20 protein-coding genes, 4 tRNA genes and 1 pseudogene are annotated in these 22,651 nt (G+C 62.3%); 19 read left to right on the top strand and 6 right to left on the bottom strand.

The genetic code is table 11. From position 1 onward, the window contains the following. The first annotated feature begins 36 nt into the window (after positions 1-36). Both TU75_RS13710 and TU75_RS13705 read left to right on the top strand, forming a co-directional pair. Positions 37-1,185 carry a TDT family transporter gene (locus tag TU75_RS13710; protein ID WP_060549233.1) on the top strand — a complete coding sequence of 383 codons (1,149 nt, stop codon included), beginning with the start codon at positions 37-39 and terminating at the stop codon, positions 1,183-1,185. 58 nt (positions 1,186-1,243) lie between these two features. Next, positions 1,244-3,118 carry an MFS transporter gene (locus tag TU75_RS13705; RefSeq protein ID WP_015371672.1) on the top strand — a complete coding sequence of 625 codons (1,875 nt, stop codon included), beginning with the start codon at positions 1,244-1,246 and terminating at the stop codon, positions 3,116-3,118. Positions 3,119-3,220: 102 nt separating this feature from the next. Here the strand turns inward: TU75_RS13705 and sugE are convergent, their stop codons facing one another. The 3 genes from sugE to rdgC all read right to left on the bottom strand — a co-directional run bounded on the left by sugE (position 3,221) and on the right by rdgC (position 5,623). Continuing rightward, complete coding sequence (sugE, locus tag TU75_RS13700) at positions 3,221-3,535, bottom strand: quaternary ammonium compound efflux SMR transporter SugE (RefSeq protein ID WP_015371673.1); 315 nt, start codon at positions 3,533-3,535, stop codon at positions 3,221-3,223. 107 nt (positions 3,536-3,642) lie between these two features. Then, entirely contained in the window at positions 3,643-4,608 is a 966-nt protein-coding gene (locus TU75_RS13695) for a bile acid:sodium symporter family protein (protein WP_015371674.1), read from the bottom strand. A gap of 94 nt (positions 4,609-4,702) precedes the next feature. After that, on the bottom strand, positions 4,703-5,623 hold the full coding sequence (gene rdgC / locus TU75_RS13690) for a recombination-associated protein RdgC (RefSeq protein WP_060549232.1): 921 nt from the start codon (positions 5,621-5,623) through the stop codon (positions 4,703-4,705). 159 nt (positions 5,624-5,782) lie between these two features. Here rdgC and TU75_RS13685 point away from each other — a divergent pair. The 4 genes from TU75_RS13685 (at position 5,783) to TU75_RS13670 (ending at position 6,302) form a co-directional block, all read left to right on the top strand. Further along, a tRNA-Val gene (locus tag TU75_RS13685) sits at positions 5,783-5,858 on the top strand. Between the two features lie 19 nt (positions 5,859-5,877). After that, positions 5,878-5,954: transfer RNA gene (locus TU75_RS13680), tRNA-Asp, on the top strand. Positions 5,955-6,130: 176 nt separating this feature from the next. After that, positions 6,131-6,206 (top strand) — tRNA-Val (locus TU75_RS13675). A gap of 19 nt (positions 6,207-6,225) precedes the next feature. Further along, positions 6,226-6,302, top strand: a tRNA-Asp gene (locus tag TU75_RS13670). A 538-nt stretch (positions 6,303-6,840) separates the two neighbouring features. On the opposite strand, the gene TU75_RS13665 is transcribed toward TU75_RS13670, so the two are convergent. Then, on the bottom strand, positions 6,841-8,046 hold the full coding sequence (locus TU75_RS13665) for an MFS transporter (RefSeq protein ID WP_060549231.1): 1,206 nt from the start codon (positions 8,044-8,046) through the stop codon (positions 6,841-6,843). Between the two features lie 48 nt (positions 8,047-8,094). Next, positions 8,095-8,297, bottom strand: a pseudogene (locus tag TU75_RS26575) (ectoine synthase). Between the two features lie 224 nt (positions 8,298-8,521). Here TU75_RS26575 and TU75_RS13660 point away from each other — a divergent pair. Further along, complete coding sequence (locus TU75_RS13660; RefSeq protein ID WP_015371677.1) at positions 8,522-9,142, top strand: TetR/AcrR family transcriptional regulator; 621 nt, start codon at positions 8,522-8,524, stop codon at positions 9,140-9,142. Positions 9,143-9,169: 27 nt separating this feature from the next. Here TU75_RS13660 and TU75_RS13655 read toward each other — a convergent pair whose 3' ends face one another. Then, entirely contained in the window at positions 9,170-11,926 is a 2,757-nt protein-coding gene (locus tag TU75_RS13655) for a beta-glucosidase (RefSeq protein ID WP_060549230.1), read from the bottom strand. Between the two features lie 521 nt (positions 11,927-12,447). Here TU75_RS13655 and TU75_RS13650 point away from each other — a divergent pair. The 12 genes from TU75_RS13650 to gspD all read left to right on the top strand — a co-directional run bounded on the left by TU75_RS13650 (position 12,448) and on the right by gspD (position 22,643). Further along, positions 12,448-12,669, top strand: coding sequence for a hypothetical protein (locus TU75_RS13650; protein WP_003231971.1), 222 nt, complete (start codon positions 12,448-12,450; stop codon positions 12,667-12,669). A gap of 63 nt (positions 12,670-12,732) precedes the next feature. Beyond that, positions 12,733-14,463, top strand: a complete 1,731-nt coding sequence (gene gspE, locus TU75_RS13645) for a type II secretion system ATPase GspE (protein ID WP_060549229.1) — start codon at positions 12,733-12,735, stop codon at positions 14,461-14,463. Then, on the top strand, positions 14,460-15,662 hold the full coding sequence (gene gspF, locus TU75_RS13640) for a type II secretion system inner membrane protein GspF (protein ID WP_003231967.1): 1,203 nt from the start codon (positions 14,460-14,462) through the stop codon (positions 15,660-15,662). The genes gspE and gspF overlap by 4 nt, the downstream gene beginning before the upstream one ends. A 19-nt stretch (positions 15,663-15,681) precedes the next feature. After that, the gene (gene gspG / locus TU75_RS13635; protein ID WP_060549228.1) at positions 15,682-16,107 is read left to right on the top strand and encodes a type II secretion system major pseudopilin GspG; all 426 of its coding nucleotides are present in this window, start codon (positions 15,682-15,684) and stop codon (positions 16,105-16,107) included. A gap of 10 nt (positions 16,108-16,117) precedes the next feature. Beyond that, the gene (locus TU75_RS13630; protein WP_015371680.1) at positions 16,118-16,549 is read left to right on the top strand and encodes a prepilin-type N-terminal cleavage/methylation domain-containing protein; all 432 of its coding nucleotides are present in this window, start codon (positions 16,118-16,120) and stop codon (positions 16,547-16,549) included. Then, positions 16,546-16,908, top strand: coding sequence for a prepilin-type N-terminal cleavage/methylation domain-containing protein (locus TU75_RS13625; RefSeq protein WP_003231961.1), 363 nt, complete (start codon positions 16,546-16,548; stop codon positions 16,906-16,908). The genes TU75_RS13630 and TU75_RS13625 overlap by 4 nt, the downstream gene beginning before the upstream one ends. After that, positions 16,905-17,534, top strand: a complete 630-nt coding sequence (locus TU75_RS13620; protein ID WP_015371682.1) for a prepilin-type N-terminal cleavage/methylation domain-containing protein — start codon at positions 16,905-16,907, stop codon at positions 17,532-17,534. Before TU75_RS13625 ends, TU75_RS13620 begins: the two co-directional genes overlap by 4 nt. Continuing rightward, a complete protein-coding gene (locus TU75_RS13615) occupies positions 17,531-18,256 on the top strand; it encodes a general secretion pathway protein GspK (RefSeq protein ID WP_060549227.1) in 726 nt (241 codons plus the stop codon). The genes TU75_RS13620 and TU75_RS13615 overlap by 4 nt, the downstream gene beginning before the upstream one ends. After that, positions 18,253-19,296, top strand: a complete 1,044-nt coding sequence (locus TU75_RS13610; protein WP_060549226.1) for a PilN domain-containing protein — start codon at positions 18,253-18,255, stop codon at positions 19,294-19,296. Before TU75_RS13615 ends, TU75_RS13610 begins: the two co-directional genes overlap by 4 nt. Next, a complete protein-coding gene (gspM, locus tag TU75_RS13605) occupies positions 19,271-19,882 on the top strand; it encodes a type II secretion system protein GspM (protein WP_003231953.1) in 612 nt (203 codons plus the stop codon). The genes TU75_RS13610 and gspM overlap by 26 nt, the downstream gene beginning before the upstream one ends. Continuing rightward, positions 19,879-20,403 carry a general secretion pathway protein GspN gene (locus tag TU75_RS13600; protein ID WP_015371686.1) on the top strand — a complete coding sequence of 175 codons (525 nt, stop codon included), beginning with the start codon at positions 19,879-19,881 and terminating at the stop codon, positions 20,401-20,403. The genes gspM and TU75_RS13600 overlap by 4 nt, the downstream gene beginning before the upstream one ends. Further along, on the top strand, positions 20,400-22,643 hold the full coding sequence (gene gspD / locus TU75_RS13595; protein WP_060549225.1) for a type II secretion system secretin GspD: 2,244 nt from the start codon (positions 20,400-20,402) through the stop codon (positions 22,641-22,643). Before TU75_RS13600 ends, gspD begins: the two co-directional genes overlap by 4 nt. The last annotated feature ends 8 nt before the right edge of the window (positions 22,644-22,651 follow it).

The raw sequence follows: 22,651 nt of genomic DNA, 5'->3' as shown, positions 1-22,651 counted from the left end.
TGGCCTCAACCTCATATGAGGAAGAGGATTGCCCGCATGACCTGCCCAAATACCATCAGTTACAAGCCGTTCAGCCACCTGACCCGTCCCCGGGAAGTGATCCGCCAGTTCACCCCCAACTGGTTCGCCGCCACCATGGGCACCGGCGTGCTCGCGCTGGCCCTGGCCCAATTGCCGGTCAACCTGCCCGTGCTGCGCACGCTGGGTGAAGGGTTATGGCTGTTCACCATCGGCCTGTTCATCCTGTTCAGCGTGTTGTATGCCGCGCGCTGGGTGATGTTTTTCCACGAGGCGCGGCGCATTTTCGGGCACTCCACGGTGTCGATGTTCTTCGGCACCATTCCCATGGGACTGGCCACGATTCTCAACGGTTTACTGCTGTTCGGCCTGCCGCGCTGGGGCGGCGATGTGATCGCGGTGGCCGAAGTCATCTGGTGGATCGATGTGGCGATGGCCCTGGCCTGTGGCGTGTTGATCCCGTTCATGATGTTCACCCGCCAGGAGCACAGCATCGACCAGATGACGGCCGTCTGGCTGCTGCCGGTGGTCGCCGCCGAAGTCGCGGCGGCGAGCGGTGGGCTGTTGGCGCCGCACCTGGCCGATGCTCACGGGCAACTGATCATGCTGGTGACCAGCTATGTGTTGTGGGCGTTTTCCCTGCCGGTGGCGTTCAGCATCCTGACCATTTTGATGCTGCGCATGGCCCTGCATAAACTGCCTCCCGCCAACATGGCCGCCTCGAGCTGGCTGGCGCTTGGTCCCATCGGCACGGGCGCCCTGGGCATGTTGCTGCTCGGCGGCGATGCGCCGGCCATTTTTGCCGCCAACGGCTTGCCTGGGGTCGGCGAGATGGCCAACGGCCTGGGCCTGGTGGCGGGCATCACGCTGTGGGGCTTCGGTTTATGGTGGATGCTGATCGCCGTGTTGATCACCCTGCGTTACCTGCGCGTCGGTATTCCGTTCAACCTCGGTTGGTGGGGTTTTACCTTTCCATTGGGGGTGTATGCGCTGGCGACGTTGAAGCTGGCGAATCTGCTGCACTTGGGTTTTTTCAGCGTGTTCGGTAGCGTGCTGGTGGCGGCGTTGGCGCTGATGTGGCTGATTGTGGCCAGGCGCACGGTGCAGGGTGCCTATAAAGGTGAGCTTTTTGTTTCACCTTGCATTGCTGGGTTAGCGAATAAGTAGGCGGAGTTGGGTAAAGTCGTGGCCTGAATCAATAACAGGCCACGCAGGAACACGGACGATGAGCCACCCCTCACAATTCACCTTGCTGCGCACCCGGCGTTTCCTGCCGTTTTTCATCACCCAGTTGCTGGGCGCGTTCAACGACAACATTTTCAAGCAATCGCTGATCCTGGCGATTCTCTACAAGCTGACCCTCGACGGTGATCGCTCGATCTGGGTCAACCTCTGCGCCTTGCTGTTTATCCTGCCGTTCTTCCTGTTCTCGGCGCTGGCCGGGCAGTTTGGCGAGAAATTCAACAAGGATGCGTTGATCCGCGCGATCAAGATCGGCGAAATCGTGATCATGGCCGTGGGCGCCACCGGCTTGCTGACCCATCACCTGGAGCTGATGTTGCTGGCGCTGTTTGCCATGGGCACGCACTCGGCGCTGTTCGGCCCGGTGAAGTATTCGATCATGCCCCAGGCCTTGCATGACGATGAGCTGGTGGGTGGCAACGGTCTGGTGGAGATGGGCACGTTCCTCGCGATCCTGGCCGGCACCATTGGCGCGGGGATCATGATGTCATCCGTCCATTACGCGCCCTGGGTGGCCACCGCAATTGTCGGCGTGGCGGTGCTGGGCTACCTGGCCAGCCGCAGCATTCCGCGGGCAGCGGCGTCCACCCCGCACTTGCGCCTGGACTGGAATATTTTCACCCAGTCGTGGGCTACCTTGCGCATGGGCCTGGGGCAGACGCCTGCGGTGTCGCGTTCGATCGTCGGTAACTCATGGTTCTGGTTTGTCGGGGCGATTTACCTCACGCAGATCCCGGCCTACGCCAAGGAGTGGCTGTACGGCGACGAAACCGTGGTGACGCTGATCCTCACGGTGTTCTCGGTGGGTATTGCGCTGGGCTCAATGCTCTGCGAAAAACTCTCCGGGCGTAAGGTGGAGATCGGCCTGGTGCCGTTCGGCTCGTTCGGTTTGACGGTGTTCGGCCTGCTGCTGTGGTGGCATTCCGGCGGCTTCGTGCAGAACGTCCAGCCCAACGACTGGCTGGCCGTGCTCGGTTACGGCCAGGCTTGGTGGGTGTTGTTGGATATTCTCGGCCTGGGCGTGTTTGGCGGTTTCTATATCGTGCCGCTGTACGCGTTGATCCAGTCGCGCACCGCCGAAAACGAACGTGCGCGGGTGATCGCCGCCAACAACATTCTCAACGCATTGTTCATGGTGGTATCGGCCATCGTGTCGATCCTGCTGCTGAGCGTGGCCAAGCTGTCGATCCCGGAATTGTTCCTGGTGGTGTCGCTGCTCAATATCGCGGTCAACACCTACATCTTCAGGATCGTCCCCGAGTTCACCATGCGCTTCATGATCTGGCTGCTCAGCCATTCCATGTACCGCGTGGAGCACCGCAACCTGGAGCAGATCCCCGACGAGGGCGCCGCCTTGCTGGTGTGCAACCACGTGTCGTTTGTCGACGCGCTGTTGATCGGCGGCGCGGTGCGTCGGCCAATCCGCTTCGTGATGTATTACAAGATCTACCGTCTGCCGGTGCTGAACTTCATCTTTCGTACCGCCGGGGCGATTCCGATTGCCGGGCGGCATGAAGATATTCACATCTACGAGAAGGCGTTCACGCGTATTGCCCGGTATCTGCAAGAGGGCGAACTGGTGTGCATCTTCCCCGAGGGCAAGTTGACAGCTGACGGCGAGATGAATGAGTTTCGCGGTGGGCTGACGCGCATTCTCGAGGAGACGCCAGTGCCGGTGATTCCGATGGCACTACAGGGATTGTGGGGCAGCTTTTTCAGCCGCGATCCGCACAAGGGATTCTTTCATCGCATCTGGTCGAGGGTGGTGCTGGTGGCGGGCGAGCCGGTATCGGTGGAGTCGGCGACGCCTGCGCATTTGCAGGCGGTGGTGGGTGGGTTGCGCGCAAGTATCAGGTAGTGTTGTGTCGGCAGTGAGGGCCTCATCGCAGGCAAGCCAGCTCCCACATTTGAAATGCATTCCAAGTGTCGCAGCTGGCTTGCCTGCGATAGCGGTACGGAATTATGTGCTGATCTTGAGGCCAATGAGCCCGCAGATAATCAACGCCACACTCGCCAATCGGAACAGCGCCATGGATTCCCCAAACAGAACAATCCCGGCAATCACCGTGCCCACTGCGCCCACGCCGGTCCAGATGGCATAGGCGGTGCCCAGCGGCAGTTCCTTCATGGCCAGGCCCAGCAGGCCGAGGCTGATCGCCATGGCGGCAATCGTCAGCGCGGTGGGCAGCGGCTTGCTGAAACCGTCTGTGTACTTCAAACCGACGGCCCAGCCGACTTCAAACAGACCGGCAAAAAACAGAATGATCCAGGACATGATGACCTCGCTTTCTCAGGCGGGGTCGTCCCCGGGTTTGGCGCTTTGACAGCGTCGCGAGGTCGTCCCCGCGAAGCTCGGTAGAGTGCCGAAGATTGATCGAACGATCAAGTTTGCGGCGCGTCCTCCAGCAGGCGACGGTCTTCTTTCTCGCTCATGCGCCGGAAGTACGTCGACAGCAGCGCCCCGGAAATATTGTGCCAGACGCTGAACAACGCGCTCGGCACCGCCGCCAGGGGCGAGAAGTGCGCGCTGGCCAATGCCGCGCCCAGCCCGGAATTCTGCATGCCCACTTCCAGCGCGAGCGATTTGCGCTGAGCCAGCGGCAGCTTGAACACCCGTCCGGTGAAGTAGCCCAGCAGGTAGCCGAAGCTGTTGTGCAGCATCACCACGGCCATGATCAGCAGGCCCGACTCGGCGATTTTCGCCTGGCTGGCAGCCACCACCGCGGCGACGATGATCACGATGCTGATCACCGACACCAGCGGCAGCACGTCCACCGCATGGCGCACCCGCGCGCCAAGCACGCGTTGCGCCACCACGCCGAGTACGATCGGCAGCAACACCACCTGCAGGATCGACCAGAACAGCTCCATGAACGACACCGGCAGCCAGGCCGAGGCCAGCAGCCAGATCAATGCTGGCGTGAGCAGCGGGGCGAGGAGGGTGGTGACGGCGGCAATCGCCACCGACAGGGCCAGGTCGCCTCGGGCCAGCCAGGTCATCACGTTGGACGAAGTGCCGCTCGGACAGCAGCCGACCAGGATAACGCCCACTGCAATTTCCGGCGGCAGGTTGAAGGCCCGGCACAGCAACCAGGCAACCCCCGGCATGATCACGAAGTGCGCGACCACGCCCAGGGCCACACGCCACGGGTGGCGGGCGACCTCGGCGAAGTCTTCAAGTTTGAGGGTCAGCCCCATGCCGAACATCACCAGGCCCAGCAGCGGGACGATGGCGCTTTTCAGGCCAAGGAACCAGCCGGGTTCGAGGAAGGCGAGCACCGCGAAGATCAACACCCAGTAAGCGAAGGTATTACCAACGAAGCGGCTCAGTGCGGCGAGTGCGCGCATGGGGATGTCCTTTTTATTGGATTCTTGAAGTGTAAACACACATCAAGTGTGGGAGCGAGCAAGCCCGCTCCCACATTTTGATCTTCACATGGCGTTAGATGCCCTGTGGGTTTTCTTCGCCGCCCAGTGCTTCCACCAACGCTGGCAGGAAATCGCCAAAGGTCAGCATCATCAGGGTAAAGCTGGCGTCCAGTTGGCCCAGGGCTTCGTCGCCGCCGTCCTGTTCAGCCTGGTCCTGCAGCAGGTCTTCGAACTTCAGGCGCTTGACGGTCATCTTGTCGTCGAGCATGAACGACAGCTTGTCCTGCCAGGCCAGCGACAACTGGGTCACGACCTTGCCGGTGGTCAGGTGCAGCTGGATTTCTTCCCCGGTCAGGTCCTGGCGCTTGCAACGCACGATGCCACCGTCTTCGTGGGTGTCGCGCAGTTCGCATTCGTCGAGGACGAAGAAATCGTCGGCCGGCTTCTGGGTGGTGACCCAGTCGGTCATGATTGCGGTCGGTGCGGTTTTCACGGTGAGCGGGCGTACTGGCAGGGTGCCGATCACTTCGCGCAGGGTCGACAGCAGGTCTTCGGCGCGTTTCGGGCTGGCCGAGTTGACCAGGATCAAGCCTTGTTTCGGCGCGATGGCGGCGAACGTCGACGAGCGACGAATAAACGCACGCGGCAGGAACGCCTGGATGATTTCATCCTTGATCTGATCGCGTTCCTTTTTATAGACCTTGCGCATCTGCTCGGCCTCGATCTCTTCGACTTTCTCCTTGACCGCATCACGCACCACGCTGCCCGGCAGGATACGTTCTTCCTTGCGCGCGGCAATCAGCAGGAAGTCGCCGCTGACGTGAACCAGCGGCGCGTCCTCACCTTTACCGAAAGGGGCGACGAAACCGTAAGTGGTCAGCTCCTGGCTCGCACACGGGCGCGCCAGTTTGGTGGCCATGGCCGCTTCCAACGCCTCGGCATCAACAGGCAGATCTTGGGTCAGGCGATAGATAAGCAGGTTCTTGAACCACATGGGGTGAGTCTCTCCTCTATACAAAGGGGGGCATTATTCTCTTGATACGGGCGCAGGCCAACCCTGCGTAAGCCATTGGAAGGGCTGAAAAAAAAGATTTAAGAAAGTACTTGCCAGACCCAGGGTCGCTCCGTAGAATGCGCGCCACACCGAAACGAAGGGTGATTAGCTCAGCTGGGAGAGCATCTGCCTTACAAGCAGAGGGTCGGCGGTTCGATCCCGTCATCACCCACCATTCGCTTCACGTGTTACGCGCAGCGGTAGTTCAGTCGGTTAGAATACCGGCCTGTCACGCCGGGGGTCGCGGGTTCGAGTCCCGTCCGCTGCGCCATATTCGGTTATCTGGAACGCTGAACGCCAGGTCACCACGGAAAGCCCGCTTAATTGCGGGCTTTTTATTGTCCGAAATATGGCAAACAGTCGTGAGTTGTCCTTTTTTTAAATAAAGTGCATTTAAATCAAGACATTACGATTTTTTGGTGTATGATGCGCCCACACCGAAACGAAGGGTGATTAGCTCAGCTGGGAGAGCATCTGCCTTACAAGCAGAGGGTCGGCGGTTCGATCCCGTCATCACCCACCATTCGCTTCATGTGTTACGCGCAGCGGTAGTTCAGTCGGTTAGAATACCGGCCTGTCACGCCGGGGGTCGCGGGTTCGAGTCCCGTCCGCTGCGCCATATTTGCTTCCGCCAAGGCCAATTGAGCGCCTGGAAGCCACGGAAATAGCGGCCTTGCGCCGCTTTTTTCGTTTCTGAGTTCCATTGAAACTCCTCTCCAGTCACGGATTTCAAGTCCACCGTTGGCACTGCCTTTTGCGATTTGTTGCGCATCAATTTTTATATTGGTTCGTCTACCGCTGGGTTGTATTCCCCATCTTGATGCTGATTTCGACTTCCAACGGTTTTCAGAAAAAATATTTTGAATCGTTCGTGGGCAAGCCACTCGGGAAAATCTACCGTCCAGGCGCCAAGCAACCTATCCGCTTCCATGCTCAGCAGAGCACTGAAGCATTCCAATGCGCATCTGCGTTGGAATGCGCTAACGAGGTTTCGGCACTCAAATGCTGGCTGCAGGATGGCCGGTACGGTCAGAAGGTTGATGTGTCCCGCTTATAGCGCCGCGCTCATGTGAGTACGAGGCGCTACGTTCGCCCTTACTTTCAGCCCGATTCCAAGGAAGTTAATTCAGCCATACTTTCATTTTCCGGCTTCTTGGTCAGACTCGAGAGTCAAGCTCGGGACTGGGCCGCGAACCGTTGAACCACCACATAGCAAATGCGCCAAGAATGGTGGTCAACACGGCCAGAATCAGGATTACGTTCTGGGTGCCCAAAGGCGAAGCTAACAAAGCCACCAGTAAACCTGCCAAGGGCTGGGATATGTTGTTCAGCAGCGTGATCACGCCTACCGTCTTGCCGAAGTCCTGAGGCGGTATTACCCGCTGCCGGATAGTGCGCATGTAGACGTTGAACATTTTGTCAAAGCCGACGATTAACAGGAAACCCAACACATAGCCGAATAGATTCGGACTCAGGGCGCTGATGAATGCCCCAGTTGCGATCGTTGAATATCCAACCCCCCCGAGGACCCGCAGAGGCACCACAATCCGAGCGAGGAAAAAAAGGATCAAGATTGTTGTCACTGCACCTCCCGCTTGCAGTGCTGCATAGCTATCCTTGCCGGCGCTGTATTGGCCGATGACCATGGCCGCCGAGGTCGCCAAGGTGACGCCGACGATCAGGTTGACGCCTACCGCCAGAGTGATGATCTTTTTTAATTCCGCCAGGCTACGAATATGCCCAAAAGCGATCCTCAAGGGCTGCAGCCAGATGTCTTGAGGCTGCTCGAACACCTCTAGCGTAATGCGGCTAAGACGTTGCCACGCCAGCATGCTTATGTCTGCCAGCAGAAATAATCCGGCGATCCAAAGCACTACCCAGTGCCAAGCCCAAACTTCGAGCATCAATGCCGCCACCAGAGGTCCGAGTACCAGTCCTGTCTGATCGGCGATCTGGGAATAGGACAAGGTTTTGGTGTAGCTGTAGTGCTGGAAGATAGGCGGCATAAGCACTTCACGAGCCATGATGCCTTGCGTGGTTAGCACTCCGCACAGTGCCGACAGGACCACCACCCAGCCGATACCACCAAAGATTCCGTAGAGCGCCATCGCCAGCACACAGAGCGATGCCCGGTAGACCTGACTGATATGCAGGATCTTGATAGGCGAGTACTTGTCGCACAGGGCGCCGCACAAGGGGAACACGAGAAATCGCGGTAGCGATTCGACGAAAAACGCCAGCCCTGCCCACGAAGCGCTGTTGGTGGTCTGGAATACCACCAGCGGCACAATAAATAACAGGATCTGATCCGCCAGCCTTGATAGAAAGAGGGAGATGAAAAAGGCGAGGTAATCCTTACGCATAGGGAACTCCTTTGAGTAAGCGAAGCAGCATAGCGGTCAGAAGAAACATCAGTAAGCCGATCCCGAGCGGTCATTGAGATTATGTCTCTCATCACCACGCAGTGGCGGATTGAAGACGCTAACCAGAATTAGGTCCTGTCCCTTGCCTGCGCGCAAGAAATGCCGACCATGCTGATCAAGCACATAGACATCCCCAGGCGGATCGGAAATACGTTGCCTTGCATGTCTTCGACTTCACCTTCTCCAGCAATGCAATAGCACGCCTCCAGATGGTTTCGGTAATTATTCGGATGCGGATATCCAAGCGATCTACGGCAATAATTTCATGCGTATTGCAAAGGCAACCTGGCCAGGATCGAATGCTGAGACTTGAATCGCACCCCGTTAATTGCGCACGCGTTTCGGCACCTCGCGCTTTATTTGCGACCCGCCCGCAATTTGGATACGGTGCACGCCTGCCCACAAGGACGTCCCCATGATCAAGCCTGCACCCAAGACCCGCCGCGCGCCCAAAGGTGAAAAACGCCGCGAAGAGCTGCTCGACGCAGCCTTGCAGGTGTTTTCCCTGGACGGCTACAGCGGCGCTTCCGTGGCCCGGGTGGCGGCGATTGCCGGCATCTCGGTGGCCGGCCTGCTGCATCACTTTCCCAGCAAGATTTCCCTGTTGATGGGCGTGCTGCAGCGCCGCGACGAGGTGAATCAACGGATTGCCGACGAGGTGCGGGCGGAGAAATCGCTGTCCGGGTTGCTTGGCAGCCTGCGCGCGATCAATCGCTCCAACGCCAGTGCGCCAGGCGTGGTGCGGGCGTTCACGATTTTGAATGCGGAAAATCTGCTCGACACGCAACCCGCCTGGACCTGGTTCCAGGAGCGCTATGCGGGCATTCAACAACGCCTGCATGGGCAGTTTGCTGATCTGGTGGCGATGGGGGAGGTGCGCGGGGATGTGGACCTTGCCGGGCTGACCGAAGAAATCCTGGCCATGATGGACGGCCTGCAGATCCAGTGGCTGCGCTTTCCCGAGCAGGTGGACCTGGTGGCGCGGTTTGATACTTACATCGCGCGGGTCGATGCAGCCATCAGGGTTCGTCCCTGAACCGTGATCTATCCCTGAATCAACCGATCAATTGCCGGCTGCGCTGCCCTGGCTGCTGTCATCGGACATGTCGTAGCCATCACCTTCGCTGGTGTCGCTGTCGGCATTTTCGTTCTGCTTGAGCACGCCGCCGGTCTTCACCTTTGGCGCTTCACGCAGCGTCGAATTGAGCGCCGAACGTGGCAATGGGTTGCTGCTGGTGGTCGACAGTTCCTGGCGGAACGAGTTGACCAGTTTGGCGTTCAGGCGGATGTCCTGGGACGACCCACCCACCGACAGGTTGAAGCTGTCGGCATCCACCACCCACTGCTTGCTGGCCTCGTCAAAGTAGGCAAGCGAGCGATCGTTCAGCTCGATGGTCACGCGCTTGCTTTCGCCCGGCTTGAGGAACACTTTCTTGTAGCCCTTGAGCTCTTTGGGCGCACGTTCAACCTTGGGGTTGTTCTGCCCCACATACAGCTCGGCCACCTCGGCACCGGCGACCTTGCCGGTGTTGGACAGGTCGAACGACACCTTGATCGGTGCGCCGGCCACCGCGACCCCGGGGGTCACGCTGATGTTGCTGTAACCGAAGGTGGTGTAGGACAGGCCATAACCGAACGGGTAGAGCGGCTTGATGCCTTTTTTCTCGTAACCGCGATAGCCGACGAACAGGTCATCCTTGTAGCTCATCTCGGCCAGGGTTTCCTGGTTGTCGAACTTGGGGAAGGTCGCGTAGATCGGGTTGTCTTCGATGTTGCGTTCAATACTGATCGGCAGCTTGGCCGACGGATTGACCTTGCCCAGCAGGATTTCCGCCAGGGCCTGACCGCCGTTCTGCCCAGGGTAGAACGCGTGCAACGCGGCCGGCACCTGATCGATCCAGTCGCTCATTTTCAGCCCGGTGCCGCCGTGCAGCGTCACCACGGTGTTCGGGTTGACCTTGGCGATGCTCTGGATCAGTTGGCCCTGGAACTCCGGCAAGTCGAAGCTGTGGTCGAAGCCTTCGCCTTCGTATTCGCTGCTGTTGCCGGCCGCTACCAGCACGGCGTCGTACTTGGCCAGATCCTGCGGAGCAACCAGCGACGCCCAGCTCATCTGCACGCCTACCAGGCCGCCCATGGTCGAGAGGTAGCCGTTACGGCGCGAGTATTCAAGCTTGATGTCCACCGGCTTGCCGGCTTCCAGGTTGACTTTGGCGAACACGGGAATGGTCGGCGGGATGCTGTTGTTCGGCAGCGGCTTGCCGTCGCCGTTGTCGAGCACTTTCTTGCCGTTGACGTAGAGGCGCACCGCACCGTCGGCGCGGACCTTGAACACCTGTTCGCCGCTGACGGTCGGGGTGATCTGGCCGCTGTAGCGGATCGACGTGGCCGCCGTGTCGCCGTTCACCGGCAGGCTGTCGGTCGACCAGTCCAGGTCAACGTGCTGGTCGGTACGGCTGGCCGCCGGGTCGCCGGACCAGTTGGTGTTGCTGAAGAATTCGGTCTTCACGCCTTTGACGCTGTTGCCGTTGCCGTCCTGGTGAGTCCAGTTCGAGGTGGTCGGGTCCAGGGACAGGCCGTCGATGAACTCGACCTTGGCGCCCGGCGCCAGTTGCTGCAGGCCGCTCAGCTCGCTGACGTAGTTGGCGGCCATCACGTTCGCGCTGCCGAAACCGGTCGGCGGTGCGTACTTGGCCAGGTTGCCCACCACGGCAATGGTCTTGACCTTTTTCGCATCCAGCGGCAGCAGGTTGTTCTGGTTTTTCAGCAGCACGATACCTTCGCGCGCGGCGTTCAGCGCCACGCGGTTGCTGGTGGCGCTGTTCATGTTGTGGCTGGTCAACGGCGCCTTGCTGTCGAACTTGTACAGGTAAATCTGCTTGAGGATGCGGCGCACCTTGTCATCGATGGTTGCGCTGCTTAGCTCGCCACTGTCCAGAAACGGTTTGAGCACCGTGCTGTTCATCTGGTAGCCCATCATGTCCAGGTCGGTGCCGGCCTGCGCGGCGGGCAGGCCGTTGACCACGGCGTTGTAGTCGCTCTGGACGAAGCCTGGATAGCCCCATTCGGTTTTCAGGATGTCGTGGATCAGGTGCGAGTTTTCACAGGCGAATTCGCCGTTCACCTTCTGGAATGCACACATCATCATCGCCACCTTGCTGTTCTTCGAAGCGGACTCGAAGGGCGGCAGGGTCATCTCGCGCAGCACGCGCTCGCTGATGGTTTCGTTGAGGTGGAAGCGGTTGCTTTCCTGGTCGTTGGCCGCGTAGTGCTTGGCGTTGGCCCACACCCCACGTGACTGGATGCCGTTGATCAGTGCCGGGCCCAGGCTGGCGCCGAGGAACGGGTCTTCACCGGACAGGTATTCGAAAGCACGGCCGCTGTAGGGCATGCGGTACAGGTTCATGCCGGGGCCGGTGACGAACTGGTAACCACCGCTGGCGGTGTCGTAGCCCAGGGCACGACCCACGTCGATGGCGCGGCGCGGGTTCCAGCTGGCCGCCAGGTTCGGGCCGGAGGGGTACACCACGCCCTGGGCATTACCCTCGCTGGTGTAGCGCACGCCCACGCCGCCATCAGCGCCGTGAATCTGTGGGATACCGTACTGGCTCAGCGGCTTGACGTCCCAGCCACCGGTGCCGCCGATGTAGGCGAGTTTTTCTTCCATGGTCATCTTGGCCAGGGTTTTATCCGCTGCCTTTTCCGCGCGGTTCACGCGACCTTCATCCAGTGCCGGGTTGGTCGCCGCGTGCACCTGGGATACCGCCAATGCCAGCAGGGCAAAAGCCGACTGCGCACCGATCATCTTGCGTTTACTCATGGGGCTCTCCAGTTACTGTTTTATTGAACATGGCGCTGCAACAAGTGTGTTCCAGCGCACACGCTCGTCACTTTTTTACAGGCAATAGTTGGCCATGAACGCAATTTTTAGCCGATGGCTAATTGCAATTACTTGGCGAATTTCACTGTTTTAAGAGTGTTAAAAATGTGTGAGTTATTCTTGTAAGTAATGTCTATGCGATATCATGCGATGGCATTTTGAATCGCAAAAACCCGATAATTAAGGCAATTCTTGCGGTAATAAGTCAAACAAAAGCTATTTTTTGCGCGAAATAAGAAATATTTCATTACGTTTGGGAACCAATATTAAACCTACTGGTCGATTGGTTTAAGAAAATGTCAGCCGGGGTGGCGAACTAGTGGCTCTGCCGGATAGTTCTAAAAGGCCATGCCCTAAACAGGCTGTCATATACACGGCTTTGGTGTAGGGTCTTGAGCGAGTTCAAGACGCCACTCGAGCTAATCGCTGTTGTCGATCTGTTGTTGATCTGGAGAAAGTTGATGAAGATTTCCCTGTTGAGTGCCGGTGTTGTGCTGGGCGTTGCACTGAGTGGCGCAGCCATGGCCGCTGAATCCACCGATGCCGACGCCACGTCCGGCGCCACCGATTCCACCGTGCTGACCCAGGCCCACGACGCCAAGGCAGCCAAAAAACAGAAGGCAGAAACCACCAAGGGCGGTCGTCCGCAGAACAGCTCGGGCACGTCGAAAACGTCCAACTAAGCACAACCCTTTGCAGGAGCGCCCCCCTGGCTCCTGCAAACTACTCCTCTCAGACAGTCGCCCATGCCCAGCCCGTCAACACCCCTCAATGCCTGCCAGATGCACATCCCGGATACCGATCAGGTATGCGCGTGGCTGATGCGACAGGCCGGGTTGAAAACCGTTGACCTGGAGCGCGCCCGGCGCCTGTCACAGGAATCCGACGACACCGAATTGCTGGGCCTGCTCACTCGCCTGGGGCTGGTCTCGGAACTGGAGCTGGCCCGCGCCTGGGCCGACCTGCTCGGCGCACCGTTGGTACTGGCCGATGCCGCACCGCCGTTGCTCGATCCCTTGCCGGTACTGACCGAGCGCTTCATGCGCCATTACCAGGTGGTGCCCGTGGGCTGGAGCCAGGGCGGTTTGCGCGTGCTGGCCGCCAACCCCGCCCAGGTCTATCCGTTCCAGGCCATGGCTTATGCCTGCGGCGTACCGGTGTGGCTGGCGGTGGGCCCACGCAATGAGGTCGAAACCCTGATCGAGCGGTACTACGGCCAGGGCCGCTCGGCCATGGGCACCCTGATCGAAAACCTCGACGAGCAGGGCGGCACGCTGGAAGACATCGAACACCTCAAGGACATGGCCTCCGAAGCGCCGGTGATTCGCCTGGTCAATCTGATCCTGCAGCGCGCGGTGGAACATCGCGCCTCCGACATCCATATCGAACCCTTTGAAAACCAGCTCAAGGTGCGCTACCGCATCGATGGCGTGCTGCACGAAGCCGAAGCGCCGCCATCGAGCTCATCGGCGGCGGTGATTTCGCGGGTAAAGATCATGGCGCGCCTGGACATCGCCGAGCGGCGCCTGCCCCAGGATGGCCGCATCATGCTGCGCATCCAGGGCAAGGAGCTCGACTTGCGGGTGTCCACCGTACCCACCAGTTTTGGCGAATCGGTGGTGATGCGCCTGCTCGATCGGCAGACCGTGCAGTTCGATTTCCAGAGCCTGGGCTTCGACGGCCAGCGCCTGGAAACCTTCCTTGAAGTGCTGGAACGGCCCCACGGCATCCTGCTGGTCACCGGCCCCACCGGCTCGGGCAAGACCACCACGCTGTACACCGCGCTGTCGCGGCTCAATACCGCCGAGCGCAAGATCATCACCGTTGAAGACCCGGTGGAATACCAGCTCGAAGGCATCAACCAGATCCAGGTCAAGCCGGCCATCGGCCTGGACTTTGCCGGCGCGCTGCGCTCCATCGTGCGGCAGGACCCGGACGTGATCATGATCGGTGAAATCCGCGACCTCGAAACCTGCCGCATCGCCATCCAGTCTTCGCTGACCGGCCACCTGGTGCTCTCGACCCTGCACACCAACAGCGCCGCGGCGAGTATCACGCGCCTGTTGGACATGGGCGTCGAAAGCTACCTGATCGCCTCGACGGTCAACGGCATCCTCGCCCAGCGCCTGGTGCGCCGTCTCGACCCGGCCACCCGTGAAGCCTTCGAAGCGCCGCCGGAACTGATCGCCGAACACGGCCTCGATCGCTTCACCGAGCAGCGTCCGATTCTGCTTTACCGACCCCGCGCCGACGCGCCGGGCGGTGGCTATCACGGGCGCAGCGCAATCACCGAATTGCTGGTGATGAACGACGAACTGCGTAGCCTGCTGATGCGCCAGGCCGACGCCGCCACCCTCGAACAGGCCGCCCGCCGTGGTGGCCTGCGCACCTTGCACGAAGAGGGCCTGCGCCAGGCCGTGGCGGGTGTCACCTCGCTGGAAGAAGTGCTGCGGGTCACCCGTGGAGACGGCGCGTGAGCCTGTTCAAATACCGCGCCCTCGACAGCCAGGGCCAGCCGCAAAACGGCACCCTCGAAGCCCGGGACCAGGACGCCGCCGTCGCCGCGCTGCACAAGCGCGGCCTGCTGTTGCTGCACATCGATGTGGCCGGCGCCCAGGGCCTGCGCAAGGCCTTCGGCCGTGGCCAATTGAACGGCGCGGCGCTGGTCAGCTTCACCCAGCAACTGGCAACCTTGCTGGGTGCCGGCCAACCCCTGGAACGCTCCCTGGGCATTCTGCTCAAACAGCCCGGACAGCCGCAGACCCGCGCGCTGATCGAGCGCATTCGCGAACACGTCAAGGCCGGCCAGCCGTTATCCAAGGCGCTGGAGGAGGAGGGCAGCCAGTTCTCGCCGCTGTACCTGAGCATGGTGCGCGCCGGCGAGGCCGGTGGCGCCCTGGAGAACACCCTGCGCCAGCTCAGTGATTACCTGGAACGCAGCCAGCTGTTAAGAGGGGAGGTCATCAACGCGCTGATCTACCCCGCGTTTCTGGTGGTCGGCGTGCTCGGTTCGCTGGCCCTTCTGCTGGCGTACGTGGTGCCGCAGTTCGTGCCGATCTTCAAGGACCTGGGCGTGCCGATCCCGTTGATCACCGAAGTGATCCTGGGCCTCGGGCAGTTTCTTGGCGCTTACGGGCTGGCCGTGCTGGCCGGCCTGATCGTGATCTGCTGGACGCTGGCCGCGCGCCTGCGCGACCCGCAGCGGCGTGAACGTTATGACCGGCGCCTGCTCGGCATCCGCGTGATCGGCCCGCTGCTGCAACGCGTCGAGGCGGCCCGCTTGACGCGCACCCTGGGCACCTTGCTCAGCAATGGCGTGGCGCTGCTGCAAGCGCTGGTAATCGCGCGGCAGGTCTGCACCAACCGCGCGCTGCAGGCGCAGGTCGCCGACGCCGCCGACTCGGTCAAGGGCGGCGGCACCCTGGCCAGCGCCTTTGGCGCGCAACCGCTGCTGCCGGACCTGGCTCTGCAAATGATTGAAGTCGGCGAACAGGCCGGCGAACTCGACAGCATGCTGCTCAAGGTCGCCGACGTGTTCGACGTGGAGGCCAAACGCGGCATCGACCGCCTGCTGGCCGCCCTGGTGCCGTCCCTGACCGTGGTCATGGCGGTGCTGGTGGCGGTGATCATGCTGGCGATCATGCTGCCGTTGATGAGCCTGACCAGCAATATATGAACCCTTGAGGAAGCAACCCATGCGTCACACCCGATTCAAGCCTGCCCGCCGCCAGGGCGGTTTTACCCTGCTGGAAATGCTCGCAGTGATCGTGCTGCTGGGCATCGTCGCCACCATCGTGGTGCGCCAGGTCGGCGGTAACGTCGACAAGGGCAAGTACGGCGCCGGCAAGGCGCAGTTGGCCAGCCTGGGCATGAAGATCGAAAGCTACGGGCTGGACGTCGGCTCGCCGCCCAAATCCCTGCAGCAACTGGTCGAAAAACCGGGCAACACCGCCGGTTGGGCCGGCCCGTACGCCAAGCAGTCGGACCTCAAGGACCCGTTCGGCCATGCCTTTGGCTATTGCTTCCCCGGCGAGCACGGCGCGTTCGACCTGATTTTCTACGGTCAGGACGGCCAGCCCGGCGGCGAAGGCTACAGCGCCGACCTGGGCAACTGGGAATAAACCTGCGCCCATGCCCAACCTCCAACGCGGCTTTACCTTGCTCGAAATGCTGGTGGTGATCGTGCTGATCAGCATCGCGGCCGGCCTGGTGGGGTTTGGCCTGCAACAAGGCCTGCGCGCGGCGAAAGAACGTCAGGTGGTGGGGCAGATGGTCGAAGCGCTGCGCAGCACGCGGGCGCGGGCAATCGTCAGCGGCACCGCGCAACACACCGTGTTCGACCTGCGCAGGCTGAGCTTTGCCGCGCCAGGACGGCCGACAAAATACTGGCCGGCCGCTCTGCAGGTCACCCTGCACACCGCCGAACAGGCAGGTTCCACCGTGGAGTTCTACCCAGACGGCAGTTCCACCGGTGGCAACCTGCTGTTGGCCAACGGTACGCGGCGCTGGCGCATCGACATTGGCTGGCTGACCGGCAGCGTGCAGTCCAGGGCCTTGCCATGAAGCGACAGCGCGGTTTTACCCTGCTGGAAATGCTCGCCGCGCTGACGCTCATGGCCATCTGCAGCACAGTGTTGCTGGTCGCTTTCGGCCAGAGCGCGCGCTCGTTGTTGCAGGTCAATCACAGTGATCGCCTGACCCTCGCGGCGCAGAGCGTGCTGGACGAGGAAACCATGGGGCCGTTGGCCAGCGAGGTGCGCCAGGGCGAGTTCGATGGCATCCATTGGCAACTGAACATCGCCCAGCAACCGACCCGCACGGGCCAGCCCCATCTGTTTCGCCTCGACCTGAGTGTCAGCGAAGGCACGCATCAGGCGCACTTCAGCACCTTGAAACTGCGCGCCGCCGGGGCCGGTTTGTGACGCGCCGGCAGCAGGGCTTCACCCTGCTTGAAATCATGATCGTGCTCAGCCTGCTCGGCGTGTTGCTGACCCTGGTGGGCGGCGCCTTGCTCGGCGCCAATCGCGCGGTGCTCAAGGCCCAGCGCTACACGGTCAGCCTGGATGAAATGCGCGCCGCCCAGCAGTTTTTGCGCACCGCCATCAGCGAGGCGCTGCCGCTGGACGTGACCGAGGACGACAGCCAGGCCGACGGCTTTTTCAGCGGCACGGCGCAACGCATGCAGTTTGTCGCGACCTTGCCCGGTGTGCTGGGCGGCGGCATCCAGCGTTTTACCCTGCAACTGAGCGGCCCCGAGGCCGCGCGCGAATTGCAGGTGGCGTTCGCGCGGTTCGAGTCGGCGGCGCAGGTCAGCGTACCGGCTTCGCGCGGCGAACCGCAGGTGCTGCTCAAAGGCGTTGAGGACTTGCAGTTCAGCTATCGCGGCGTGTCGCCCAAGGGCCAGGCCACCGGCTGGATCAGCGAGTGGCCGTGGAGCAAACGCCTGCCGTATGCGGTGCGCATCGACGCCCGGGTGAACGGGCCGGTGCCGTGGGTCACCCAGGTGGTTGCGCTGCGCCTGAACCTGTCGGGCGGAGCGCCGGAATGATCAGGCAGCAACGCGGTGTCGCGCTGTTACTGGTGCTGTGGGTGCTGGCCTTGCTCAGTCTGCTGCTGGGCGGGCTGGCCGGCTGGGTGCAACTGCAGACCCGCCAGGCCGCCTGGCATCGCCAGCACACCCAGGCGCTGCTGGCCGCGGAGGCGGGCGTGGCATTGACCCTGCAGGCCCTGGCTGACCCGACGCAGCGCAAGCAGTGGGTGGCCGACGGCCGTGAGGTGCCACTGACGTTCGATGATGCGCAGTTGCGCGTCAGCGTTCGCAGCGACCTCGGCAAGCTCTACCTCAACAGCGCCGACGTGGGTGATTTTGCGCGCCTGGCCCTGGCCTGCGGCGCCACCCAGGCCCAGGCCGACCAGCTCGCCAGGGCTCTGGAGGTGCGACGCAACCAGGGCCATGCGCCGTTTCGCGTGGTCGAGGAGCTGCGCCAGTTGCCGGGCATGAGCGGCGCGCTGTATAGCGAAATGGTGCCGGAGATCAGCCTGTGGAGCGGGCTGGACCGGCCCGACCCGGCGTTCGCCAGCGCGTTGATGCGCCGGGCACTGAACCTGCCGCGTCAAAGCGCGGTGGGCGCCAACGCCGGTGATGTGCTGGTGATCGACAGCCGCGCACAACGTCCCGGCGGTTACCACGCGCAGTTGCAAGTCACGGTTTTATTGAGTCCCGCGCAAGGCAGCGCACAACCTTATCGAGTCCTACGTTGGCAAGAATGAATGAACACCTGGCCCCCCGCCTGCAGGTGCTGACCGAACCGGTCACGCGGCGCTGGCGCGGCAGCGTCCTGCAACAGGGTTGGCGGCTGTGGCTCAAGGAGCTGCGCGGCTGCGTGCCGGCATGGCTGCTGGTGCAAGATGCCGCCGAGCAGGTTTACCGCTGGCCGCTGACCGCGCCGGTGCAAACACTCGCGGGTGATACGCGCCAGGTGCTGCTGCTGGGCAGCGACGCGGTGCTGCGCCAGAGCCTGCAGTTGCCGCTGGCCGCCGCGCGTAACCTGTCGACGGTGGTCGGCTATGAACTTGACCGCTTTACGCCGTTCGACGCGGCGAGCGTGTACTTCGTCGCGCGCCAGGAGCGCCGCACGGCGACCCATGTGCAGGTGACGCTGGTGGCGATCCTGCGCGAGCGTCTGGACCGGATTCTTGAAGAGTGCGCCGCCCTCGGTCTGCGTCCCCACGCCGTGGATGTGGACGATGGCGCGGTGCAGTTGATGGGTGTCGATCTGCTGCCGGCGCCGCTGCGTCCACGCCAGCGCCCCGCCGGCAAGGGGTTGCAGCGCAGCCTGCCGTGGCTGTGCGGTGCCCTGCTGATCGCGGCCATGCTGTTGTGGCTCAACGACCGCCAGCGCGTGCTCGATGCCATGCACCACAGTGTGCGCGAGCAAAAAGCCGAGGTGGCGCAGGTGCAGGCGCTGCGTCAGCAATTGCTCAATACCCGTGGTGCCGCGCAGTACCTGATCCGCCGCAAAATGGCGCAACCGCCCCTGGCGGCGCTGCTCAATGAACTCACCGCGTGCCTGCCGTCCGACACCTGGATCGACCAGTTGGAAGTCAACGACGGCGCCGACGTTTCGTTCTCCGGGCAAAGCGCCAAGGCCAGTGCCTTGATCACCCGCATCAAGGCCTGCCGCAGCCTGGAAAATGCTCAGTTCGAAGGGGTGATTCAGCCCGATGCGCAAACCGGCAAGGATCAGTTTTCCTTGCGCGCCCACCTGCACCAGGAGGCTGCCGATGCGCCGTCCACTGACACCCCGTGAACGCCGTGGCGCGGCCTTGATCGCCCTCGCGCTGGTGCTCGGCGCGGCGTACTGGCTGTTGATCGACAGCTGGTTCGCCGGGCCGCTGCGCGCCATGGGCGAGCAGGCCGAACAACTGCGCGAACAGCAGCAGCGTTACGCCGGCGTGTTGCGCCAGCGCGACAGCCTGCGCGAACAGCTGGAGCAGGCGCGCCAGGACCCGGCGAGCAGCACCAGCCTGCTGCCGGGAGACGACCCCAGCGCGGTGGCCGCGGACCTGATGCAGCGCCTCGCCGACCTGATCAACAGCCGCGCCAGCGTCGGCGGCGGCTGCAGCCTGACCCAGCGCATGCCCATCACCCCGGAGCAGGACGAGGCCGAACCGTATCGCCAGGTCAAGGTCAGCCTGACCCTTAATTGCGCGATTGAACCGCTGACGGCAATCCTGCATGAGCTGGAATATCAGCGTCCGTTTCTGTTCGTCGATGAAATGAGCATTCGCCGGAGCCCGAATGCGCCCGCCAGCGGCGCCGCCGGCAAACTGGTGGTGCACCTGCTGGTGCGCGGCTACCTGCAACCGGCCGCTGCCGCGCAGGTGCGCCGATGATCAATCCATTGCGTCCCCTGGAGTGGGGTTTGCTCGGCGTGGCCGCGCTGCTGGGTGTGCTGATGGTCGGCATTCTCAGCAACCTCGGCGATGCGCCAGAGTGGTTGCCACCGCCCGCGCCGGATGCTCGGGCCAACGCCTCGGCCACTGTGCTGGTGGCGCCGAGCGCGACTCTGGACAGCCTGGCCGGCACCTGGCAGGCGCCTTTGTTCAGCCCCGACCGCAGCCCCGACCGCGCCGTCGGCCAGGCCCAGACGTCCAGCCTGTCGAGCCTGACGCTGACCGGCATCGTGCTTGACGGCGACCTGCGCGTGGCGCTGCTCAAGCGTGCCGACGGCCCTGCGCTGAAAGTCCGCCAGGGCCAGACCCTGCCCAATGGCTGGGTGCTGGAGCACCTCGACGCCCGTACCGCCCGTTTCGTGCTTGACGGCCGCACGCAAACCTTGAGCCTGCGGGCGCTGCGTTTGCCACCGCCGTCCAGCACACCTCCGATTACCCTTCCTCACGAGTCATCCCCTTGATCGATACCTACCCCGGCGCCTTGCGCACCACCGTGTTTTGCCTGGCCACCGCCGTTGCCCTTGGCGGCTGCGGGTCATTCCCCAAGCACCCTGCGCCTGACGAGTCCCTGCTGCATGAGGCGCTACAGGGCACCGGCTCGCAGCGTCCGGCCGTGGACTCGGCCAGTGAACAGGCGTCGACCAGCAGCCAGCCCCAGGCGAACACGCCGCCGCAACGCCAGTTGATTCGCGGTAATCAGCAGTTCGTGCGTCAGCCGGCCGCGTCCCGCGCCGGCAAGGAGGAGGCCGGCGGTGACATCGTGTTCAACTTCGCCGACCAGCCCATAGAGGCGGTCATCAACAGCGTGATGGGCGACCTGCTGCACGAGAGCTACAGCATCGCCCAGGGCGTGAAGGGCAACGTCAGCTTTTCCACCTCCAAGCCGGTGAACAAGCAGCAGGCGCTGTCGATTCTCGAAACCCTGTTGTCGTGGACCGACAACGCCATGATCAAGCAGGGCAACCGCTACGTGATCCTGCCAGCCAACCAGGCGGTATCGGGCAAGCTGGTGCCGCAGATGCGTGTGTCGCAACCGTCCAGCGGCCTGTCGGCGCGCCTGTTTCCGTTGCGCTATATCTCGGCCACCGAGATGCAGAAACTGCTCAAGCCGTTCGCCCGGGAAAATGCATTCCTGCTGGTGGACCCGGCGCGCAACGTGCTGAGTCTGGCCGGCACGCCCGAGGAATTGGCCAACTATCAGGACACCATCGACACCTTCGATGTGGACTGGCTCAAGGGCATGTCGGTGGGCGTGTTCGGCCTGCAACGCGCGTCCGTGGCCGAGCTGATGCCCGAGCTGCAAAAGATGTTCGGCCCCGACAGCGGCATGCCCCTGGCGGGCATGGTGCGCTTTTTGCCCATCGAGCGGACCAACTCGGTGGTCGCGATCTCGTCCCAGCCGCAGTACCTCAGCGAAGTCGGCGACTGGATACACACCATCGACGAAGGTGGCGGCAACGAGCCGCAGATGTACGTCTACGACGTGCGCAACATGAAGGCCACTGACCTGGCCAAATACCTGCGGCAGATCTACGGCAGTGGCGCGATCAAGGACGACGCCCCGGCCAAGGTGGCCCCCGGTCTGCGCACCGCAACCTTGTCATCGCCCGGCACCAACAGCACCTCCGGCAGCATGCCCGGTGGGCTCAATGGCAACGGCAACGGCATGGGCAATAACCAGATCGCCTCTGCCGAGCAGGAGGAGCAGGAGCCCGACGCGCAAGCCGATCAGGGCAGCGAGAGCGCCGAGCAGGGCTCTGGCGAAGAACAAGGCGCACCGGCCAAAAGCCTCGACGCCGGCACGCGCATCACCGCGCAAAAAAGCAGTAACCAGTTGCTGGTGCGCACGCGGCCGGTGCAGTGGAAAGAGATCGAATCGGCGATCAAGCGCCTCGACAATCCGCCACTGCAGGTGCAGATCGAAACGCGCATTCTGGAGGTCAAGCTCACCGGCGAACTGGACCTGGGCGTGCAGTGGTACCTGGGCCGCCTGGCGGGTAATTCCAATAGCACCACCGTGGCCAATGCCGCTGGCAGCCAGGGCGCATTGGGTGGCGGCGGCGCTGGCCTGGGCGCGGATTCGTTGTTCTATTCGTTCGTCAGCACCAACCTGCAAGTGGCGCTGCACGCCCTGGAAACCAACGGCCGCACCCAGGTGCTGTCGGCGCCGTCGCTGGTGGTGATGAACAACCAGCCGGCGCAGATCCAGGTGGGCGACAACATTCCCATCAGCCAGACCACGGTCAACACCGGCACCTCCGACACCACCTTGAGCAGTGTCGAATACGTCCAGACCGGGGTGATCCTCGACGTGGTGCCGCGCATCAATCCGGGGGGCCTTGTGTACATGGACATTCAGCAGCAAGTCAGCGATGCCCAGGACCAGTCGTCCAACAACGATTCGCAAAACAACCCGCGTATTTCCACGCGCTCGGTGTCCACCCAGGTGGCCGTGCAAAGCGGACAAACCGTGTTGCTCGGTGGCCTGATCAAACAGGACAACGCCGAAAGCGTCAGCGCCGTGCCGTATCTGGGCCGCATCCCCGGGTTGCGCTGGTTGTTCGGTAACACCAGCAAGTCCAAGGACCGCACCGAGTTGATCGTGCTGATCACGCCGCGGGTAATCACCAGCAGCAGCCAGGCACGGCAGGTGACCGATGATTACCGCCAGCAGATGCAACTGCTGCGTCCGGCCAAATGACCGCGCGG

Origin of the sequence: Pseudomonas poae, from assembly GCF_001439785.1 — a bacterium.
Classification (GTDB): Bacteria; Pseudomonadota; Gammaproteobacteria; order Pseudomonadales; family Pseudomonadaceae; genus Aquipseudomonas; species Aquipseudomonas poae.
The sequence above is the reverse complement of the archived record's forward strand: the minus strand, read 5'-3'. Positions and strand labels throughout refer to the sequence as shown.

Coding starts and splice junctions, on each gene's coding strand:
- TU75_RS13710 (WP_060549233.1), top strand. CDS start 37: ATGACCTGCCCAAATACCATCAGTTACAAGCCGTTCAGCCACCTGACC.
- TU75_RS13705 (WP_015371672.1), top strand. CDS start 1,244: ATGAGCCACCCCTCACAATTCACCTTGCTGCGCACCCGGCGTTTCCTG.
- sugE (WP_015371673.1), bottom strand. CDS start 3,535: ATGTCCTGGATCATTCTGTTTTTTGCCGGTCTGTTTGAAGTCGGCTGG.
- TU75_RS13695 (WP_015371674.1), bottom strand. CDS start 4,608: ATGCGCGCACTCGCCGCACTGAGCCGCTTCGTTGGTAATACCTTCGCT.
- rdgC (WP_060549232.1), bottom strand. CDS start 5,623: ATGTGGTTCAAGAACCTGCTTATCTATCGCCTGACCCAAGATCTGCCT.
- TU75_RS13665 (WP_060549231.1), bottom strand. CDS start 8,046: ATGCGTAAGGATTACCTCGCCTTTTTCATCTCCCTCTTTCTATCAAGG.
- TU75_RS13660 (WP_015371677.1), top strand. CDS start 8,522: ATGATCAAGCCTGCACCCAAGACCCGCCGCGCGCCCAAAGGTGAAAAA.
- TU75_RS13655 (WP_060549230.1), bottom strand. CDS start 11,926: ATGAGTAAACGCAAGATGATCGGTGCGCAGTCGGCTTTTGCCCTGCTG.
- TU75_RS13650 (WP_003231971.1), top strand. CDS start 12,448: ATGAAGATTTCCCTGTTGAGTGCCGGTGTTGTGCTGGGCGTTGCACTG.
- gspE (WP_060549229.1), top strand. CDS start 12,733: ATGCCCAGCCCGTCAACACCCCTCAATGCCTGCCAGATGCACATCCCG.
- gspG (WP_060549228.1), top strand. CDS start 15,682: ATGCGTCACACCCGATTCAAGCCTGCCCGCCGCCAGGGCGGTTTTACC.
- TU75_RS13630 (WP_015371680.1), top strand. CDS start 16,118: ATGCCCAACCTCCAACGCGGCTTTACCTTGCTCGAAATGCTGGTGGTG.
- TU75_RS13625 (WP_003231961.1), top strand. CDS start 16,546: ATGAAGCGACAGCGCGGTTTTACCCTGCTGGAAATGCTCGCCGCGCTG.
- TU75_RS13615 (WP_060549227.1), top strand. CDS start 17,531: ATGATCAGGCAGCAACGCGGTGTCGCGCTGTTACTGGTGCTGTGGGTG.
- TU75_RS13610 (WP_060549226.1), top strand. CDS start 18,253: ATGAATGAACACCTGGCCCCCCGCCTGCAGGTGCTGACCGAACCGGTC.
- gspM (WP_003231953.1), top strand. CDS start 19,271: ATGCGCCGTCCACTGACACCCCGTGAACGCCGTGGCGCGGCCTTGATC.
- TU75_RS13600 (WP_015371686.1), top strand. CDS start 19,879: ATGATCAATCCATTGCGTCCCCTGGAGTGGGGTTTGCTCGGCGTGGCC.